The sequence below is a fragment of the Streptomyces sp. WG7 genome (assembly GCF_049975785.1).
GTDB lineage: Bacteria > Actinomycetota > Actinomycetes > Streptomycetales > Streptomycetaceae > Streptomyces.
In genome coordinates, this window is record NZ_JBNGGE010000093.1 from 1 (window position 1) to 7,054 (window position 7,054).

A 7,054-nucleotide genomic window follows, 5' to 3' on the forward strand; every position below is an offset into this window, starting at 1 on the left:
TCACGCACCCGCCCCAACAACTCACCGAACGACGGATCACCCGACACATCCGTCCGCACCACCAACGTGTTGACGAAGAAGCCGATGAGGTCGTCCAGCCCCTCGTCCATCCGTCCCGCGACCGGCGAACCGACGACGATGTCCGATCCCGCACCCAGCCGTGACAGCAGGCTCGCGAGTCCGGCGTGCAGCACCATGAACAGGGTGACGTCAGCGGACCGCGCGAGGTCCCGCAGCCCGGCGTGCAGGTCGGCGCCGATCTCGAAGCCGATCACTTCGCCCTCGTACGACGCCGAAGCGGGACGCGGCCGGTCCCCCGGCACCGTCACCTCCTCCGGCGTGCCCTCCAACTGACGAGCCCAGTAAGCGAACTGGCCGCCCACCACGCTCGACGGGTCGTCCACGTCCCCCAGTACCTCGTGCTGCCACACGGTGTAGTCCCCGTACTGCACCGGCAGCGCCGGCCATGCCGGGGCCTCGCCTCCCGAGCGGGCCGCGTACGCCGCCACCAGGTCCCGTGCCAGCGGGCCCGCCGACCACCCGTCCCCCGCGATGTGATGGAGCACCAGCACCAGGACCGCGTCGTCGCTCCCGGTGATGTCGAGCAGGTGGGCGTGGACGGGGACGTCGCGGTCGAGGCGGAAGCCGTGCCGGATGGTCGCGGCGATACGAGGGGTGACGGCCGGCTCCGTGACCGGCTCGACGGTGAGGGGCACCCGGGCCTCGTCCTCCGGCAGCACGCACTGGTACGGCCTGCCCTCCCTCTCGGGAAAGACCGTGCGCAGGGACTCGTGGCGCGCCACGACGTCGTTGATGGCGGCCTCCAGCGCGTCGTGGTCGACGTCGCCGGTGAGGCGGAGGGCGAAGGGCATGTTGTAGGTCGCCGAGGGGCCTTCGAGTTTGTGCAGGAACCACAGCCGCTGCTGGGCGTACGACAACGGCAGCGACTCCGGACGCGGACGCGCCTCCAGCGCCGGACGCACCTGTCCCGAATCCAGATGACGTACCAGCCTCGCGACGGTCGGCGCCTCGAACAGCACCCTCAGCGGCAGTTCGACGCCCATGACGCGACGGATCCTGCTCACCAGACGCGTCGCCAGCAGCGAGTGACCACCCAGGTCGAAGAAGCTGTCGTCCACCCCGACCGACGGCACCCCCAGAATGTCCCCGAACAGGCCGCACAGGATCTCCTCCTGCGGTGTGCGGGGCGCTGTCGCGGTGTTCCCGGCGTATTGCGGTGTGGGGAGTGCTGCCCGGTCGATCTTTCCGTTCGGTGTCAGCGGCAGCGCGTCCAGCAGAATGACCGTGGACGGCACGAGGTAGCCCGGCAGTACGCCCTGAAGTTCCGCGCGCAGTGACGCGGGGGTCACCTCGGCGTCCGGCACGGGTACGGGGACCGCGTATGCCGCGAGCCGCAACTCGCCCCCGTGCACGAACGGTGCCACGACCGCCTGGCCCACCGCGGGCAGCCGCCGCAGGGCCTCCTCCACCTCGCCCGGCTCCACCCGGAACCCGCGGATCTTCACCTGGTCGTCCACCCGGCCCAGGTACTCGAGTTGACCGTCCGTGTTCCAGCGGACGACGTCACCGGTGCGGTACATCCGGCCGCCCGGCACGTCGAACGGGCACGCCACGAACCGCTCCGCCGTCAGACCCGGCCGGCGGACGTATCCGCGCGCGAGGCCCGGGCCCGCCAGGTACAGCTCGCCGGGTACGCCCGGTGGCACGGGGGCCAGGCCGCCGTCCAGGACGAACACGCGGGCACCGACGACCGGTGTGCCGATGGGGGCGTTCGCCCCGGTGAGCGGCGGGCTGGTGGTGGCGTAGACGGTGGCCTCGGTCGGGCCGTAGGCATTGATCATCAGGCGTCCTGCGGACCAGCGTGCGGCCAGGGCGGGCGGGCAGGCCTCGCCCGCGACCACCAGGGACCTCAGGTCGGGCAGGGCGGACTCGGCGGAGGCCGGGAGGGTGGCCAGGACGGACGGCGGGATGAAGAGGTGGCTGGCCCGGTGGGTGGCGAGCGCGGCGGCGAGCTCGTCGCCGACCAGGTGCTCAGTGCCGGTCTGTATGAGCGCGGCGCCGACGGTGAAGCCCGTCAGGAGTTCCATCACGGACACGTCGAAGTTGGACGAGGTGAACTGAAGGGTGCGGCTGCCCTCGCCGAGGCCGAAGCGCTCGGCGGTGGCGGTCAGGCCGGCGAGGCCCGCGTGGGTGACGGTCACGCCCTTCGGGGTGCCGGTGGAGCCCGAGGTGTAGATGACGTACGCGGCGTTGGACGGGCACAGGGGTGCCGTGCGGTCACTGTCCCGGGGCGCCCGCGTCGGCTGCCGGTCCCACGCGGCGGCGGTAGCGGGGTCGTCGGTGAGGGAGAGCGGCACCCGCACGTCCACGGGCCGGGTGGCCAGCACCAGTGCGGGCCGGGCGTCGGAGATCAGGTACGCGATCCGCTCGGCGGGATGTCCGGGGTCGATCGGCAGGTAGGCCGCTCCGGCCTTGAGGACGCCGAGGACGACGGCGATCTGGTTTCGGGAGCGGTTGACGGCGACGCCGACCGGTGACTCGGGGCCCGCGCCTCGGGTGATGAGCCAGTGGGCGATCTGGTTGGCGCGCGCGTCGAGCTCGGCGTACGAGACCGTGCCGTCGGCGTCGATCAGCGCGGGTGCGTGCGGGGTGGCGCGCACCTGCCTCTCGAAGAGTTCGGGGAGGGTCGCCTCCGTCTCGGTGCGGGGCGATGTGCTCCACGTGTCCAGGGTGCGCCGTTCGTCGGGGTCGAGGATGTCCAGTGCGCCGACGCGGCGGTGCGGGTCCTCGGCGGCGGCGGCCAGCAGGCGGGTCCAGCGGGCCGCGAATGCGTCCACGGTGGCGGCGTCGTAGAGGTCGGTGGCGTATTCGATCACGCCGGTCAGCCCGGCGGGCCCGCCGTCCTCGTCGAAGCCTTCGACCAGGTTGAGGGTGAGGTCGAACTGTGAGCCGCCGGGGGCCGGGGCGAGGAGCTGGGTGTGCAGGCCGGGCAGGTCGAAGCGCAGGTCCGCGTTGTTCTGGAGGGCCAGCATGACCTGGATGAGGGGGTGGTGGGCGGTGGAGCGCTGCGGGTTGAGCTTCTCCACCAGGTACTCGAAGGGGATGTCCTGGTGGGTGTAGGCGGCCAGGCTGGTCTCCCTGACCTGTGCCAGCAGATCGGCGAACGCGGGGTCGCCGGAGGTGTCGGTGCGCAGGATCAGGGTGTTGACGAAGAAGCCGACCAGCTCGTCCAGGTTCTCGTCGGTGCGTCCGGCGATGGGCGAGCCGACCGCGATGTCCGTGCCGGCGCCCAGCCGTGAGAGCAGGGCCGCGAGGCCGGTGTGCAGGACCATGAACAGGGTGGCGTCCGCCGAGCGGGCCAGCTCCCGCAGCGCGGCGTGTGTGGGGGCGTCGAGCGTGAATCGGGCCTCGGCGCCGCGCTTGGACGCGACGGGGGGCCGCGGCCGGTCCGTGGGGAGGCTCACGACCTCGGGCAGGCCCGCCAAGTGCTCGGCCCAGTAGGCCGCCTGGCCGGCGAAGAGGGCGTCGGGGTCGGTGTCGTCGCCGAGCAGTTCCTGTTGCCAGAGGCTGTAGTCGGCGTACTGCACCGGCAGTGCGGACCACCTCGGCCGCCCTCCCTCGCGGCGGGCGGTGTAGGCGCTCTTGAGGTCGTCGGCGAGCGGGCCGAGCGACCAGCCGTCCCCGGCGATGTGATGGATGGTCAGCACGAGGATGTGGGCGTCCGGGCCGGTGCTGAGCAGCCTGGGCCGGACGGGGATCTCGCGGTCGAGTTCGAAGCGGTGGCGGACGCACTCCTCCACCCGTGCGTCGAGCCCGTCTCCGGGGACCGGCTCCGGCGTCAGTCGCAGGCGCACGTCCGCGGCGTCCAGTACCCGCTGGTAGGGCTGTCCGTCGGTGTCGGGGAAGATCGTGCGCAGCGGCTCGTGCCGCGCGATGACATCGTTGAGCGCGGCCTCCAGAGCGCCGATGTCCAGCTTCCCGGTGAGCCTGAGGACGAGCGGCATGTTGTACGTCGCCGACGCGCCCTCGAACTTGTACAGGAACCACAGCCTGCGCTGCGCGAACGACAACGGCAGCACCTCCGGCCGCTCCCGCCGCTCCAGCACCGGACGCGAACCCGCGTCAGACAACCGACCCGCGAGCCCCGCCACCGTCGGCGCGTCGAACAACGCCCGCAACGGCAACTCCACCCCCAGCACCGCACGCACCCGACTCACCAACCGGGTCGCCAACAACGAATGACCACCCAGACCGAAGAAGTCGTCGTCCACGCCCACCACCGGAACACCCAGGACGTCCGCGAAGAGGGTGGCGAGGATCTGTTCCTGCGGTGTGCGGGCGGCCCGCCTGGAGGTGCTCGTGAAGTCGGGGGCGGGCAGCGCGGCCCGGTCGAGCTTGCCGCTCGGCGTGCGCGGCACGGCGTCGAGCACGACGAAGGCCGAGGGCACCATGTAGTCGGGCAGCCGGTGGCGCGCCGCGTCCCGTACCGCCGGCACCGACAGTTCGCGCCCCTCCTCCGGCACCAGATAGGCGACGAGCCGGCTCACGCCGTCCTGCTGTTCGTGGGCGGTCACGGCGGCCTGGGCGACGTCCGGGCGGCCGCGCAGCACGGCCTCGATCTCGCCGGGTTCGATCCGGAAGCCGCGGATCTTCACCTGGTCGTCGGCACGGCCGAGGTATTCCAGCCGGCCGTCGGCGTTCCAGCGGGCGAGGTCGCCCGTGCGGTACATCCGCGCGCCGGGGCCGGTGAAGGGGCAGGCGACGAACCGTTCGGCCGTCAGGCCGGGGCGGCCGACATAGCCACGCGCCAGGCCCGCCCCCGACACGTACAGCTCTCCCCACACGCCCGCCGGGGCCAGTTCGAGCCGCTCGTCGAGCACCAGCCCGGCCAGTCCGGGCAGGGGCCGCCCGATCGGCACCACTCCGGTCTCCCGGCCGGCCGGCAGCTGGCTCATCGCGGCGCCCACGGTGGACTCGGTGGGCCCGTACGCGTTGATCATCCGGCGTCCCGGGGCCCACCGCGCGGCCACGTCGGGCGGGCATGCCTCGCCCGCGACAGCCAGCGTGGTCAGTCCGGTGAGCCGGTCCGGCCCATGGGTGTCCTCCAGGGTGACCAGGACGGACGGTGGGAGGGTCGCGTTGGTGATCCGCTCGCGCTGGAGCAGCTCGGCGAGCTCCCCTCCGGCGATGCCGGTCTCCTCGGGCACCACCAGGGTCGCCGCGGCGCTGAAGGTGGTCACCATCTCGGAGACCATGGCGTCGAAGCTGGACGGTGAGAACTGGAGCACCCTGTCGCCGGGGCGCAGCGCGAAGGCGGCCCGCTTGGCCGCCGCAAGCCCGGCGATCCCGGCGTGGGTGACCTCGACGCCCTTGGGGCGGCCGGTGGAACCGGACGTGTAGATCACGTACGCGGTGTACGCCGGGTCGACGGTGATGCCGAGGCCCGTGTCGGGCCAGTCCGTGAGGTCCTGTCGGACCCACTCGTCGTCGAGCACCACCGCCGGTTCCGCGTCGCCGAGCATGTACGCCCGCCGGTCCGCCGGGTAGTCGGGGTCCACGGGCACGTAGGCCGCGCCGGTCTTCAGCACGCCCAGCAGGGCGGCGAGGAGGCCGGGTCCGCGTCGCATCAGCAGCGCCGCCCGCCGGCCCGGACCGAGGCCGCGGTCGGCCAGCAGCCGCGCGATCCGGTTCGACCATGCGTCCAGTTCGGCGTACGTCAGCTCCTCGCCGCCGCGTACGACGGCCGGGGACGTCGGGGCGCGCCGCACGGCCTCGGCGAACAGGCCGGGCAGGGTGAGCGGATCGGGCCGGGCCGAGCCGTGCGCGCCCGACCAGCCGAGCAGTTGCCGGCGTTCTTCCGGGGCGAGCAGGTCGAGGGTGTCGATCGGCAGGTCCGCGGCGGCCGCGGCGGTGTTCAGGAGCCGTACGTACCGGGCCCCGAACGCCGCGACGGTGTCGGGGTCGTAGATGTCGGTGGCGTACTCGACGAAGCCGGTGATGCCCGCCGGACCGCCGTTCTCGTCGAAGGTCTCGCCGATGTTCAGCAGCAGGTCGAACTGCGAGCTGCCCTGCCCCGGGTTCTCCAGCCGTGCCTGGAGCCCGGGCAGGTCGAAGCGCACCTCCGCGGTGTTCTGGAGGGTGAGCATGACCTGGACGAGCGGGTGGTGGGCGGTGGAGCGCTGCGGGTTGAGCTTCTCCACCAGGTACTCGAAGGGAATGTCCTGGTGGGTGTAGGCGGCCAGGCTGGTCTCCCTGACCTGCGCCAGCAGATCGGCGAAGGACGGCCGCCCCGAGGTGTCGGTCCGCATGACGAGGGTGTTGACGAAGAAGCCCACCAGGTCGTCGAGGCCCTCGTCGGTGCGGCCGGCGATGGGCGAGCCCACCGCGATGTCCGTGCCGGCACCGAGCCGCGACATCAACCCGGCGAGGCCCGCGTGGAGCACCATGAACAGCGTCGCCCCGTGGGCCCGCGCCAGCTCCCGCAGGATGGCATGGGTCGAGGCGTCGATCTCGAACGGCAGCATCTCACTGTTGTGCGACGCCTCGGACGGCCGCGGCCGGTCGGTGGGCGGGCACACGACGTCGGGCAGGCCGCGCAGGTGGTCGGTCCAGTACGCGGCCTGGCGGCGCAGCAGACTGTCGGGGTCGGTGTCCTCGCCGAGCAGTTCGTGCTGCCAGAGGCCGTAGTCGGCGTACTGCACCGGCATCTCGGACCATTGCGGCGATCGGCCGTCACGCCGGGCCGCGTAGGCGGTCACCAGGTCCTCGGCCAGGGGCGCCATCGACCAGCCGTCACCGGCGATGTGATGCAACGTCAGCATGAGCATGGCCTCGTCGGGCCCCGTCGTCAGCAGCGTCGCGCGCAGCGGCATTTCCCGGTCCAGCTCGAATCCGTGCCGTGCCATGTCGTGGACCAGCCGATCCCGCCGCTCCACCGACCGCGCGTCCTCCACGGTGAGGGTGAGGTGGGCTTCGGTGGGGGTGAGGATGTGCTGGTAGGGCTCGCCGTCGAGGTCGGGGAAGACCGTCCGCA

1 protein-coding gene is annotated in these 7,054 nt (G+C 72.4%); it reads right to left on the minus strand.

Features of this window, described 5'->3' with window-relative positions; all coding sequences use genetic code 11:
• The coding region (locus ACP4J0_RS37915) for an amino acid adenylation domain-containing protein (protein ID WP_426603904.1) at nt 1-7,054 on the minus strand (7,054 nt) is incomplete at both ends.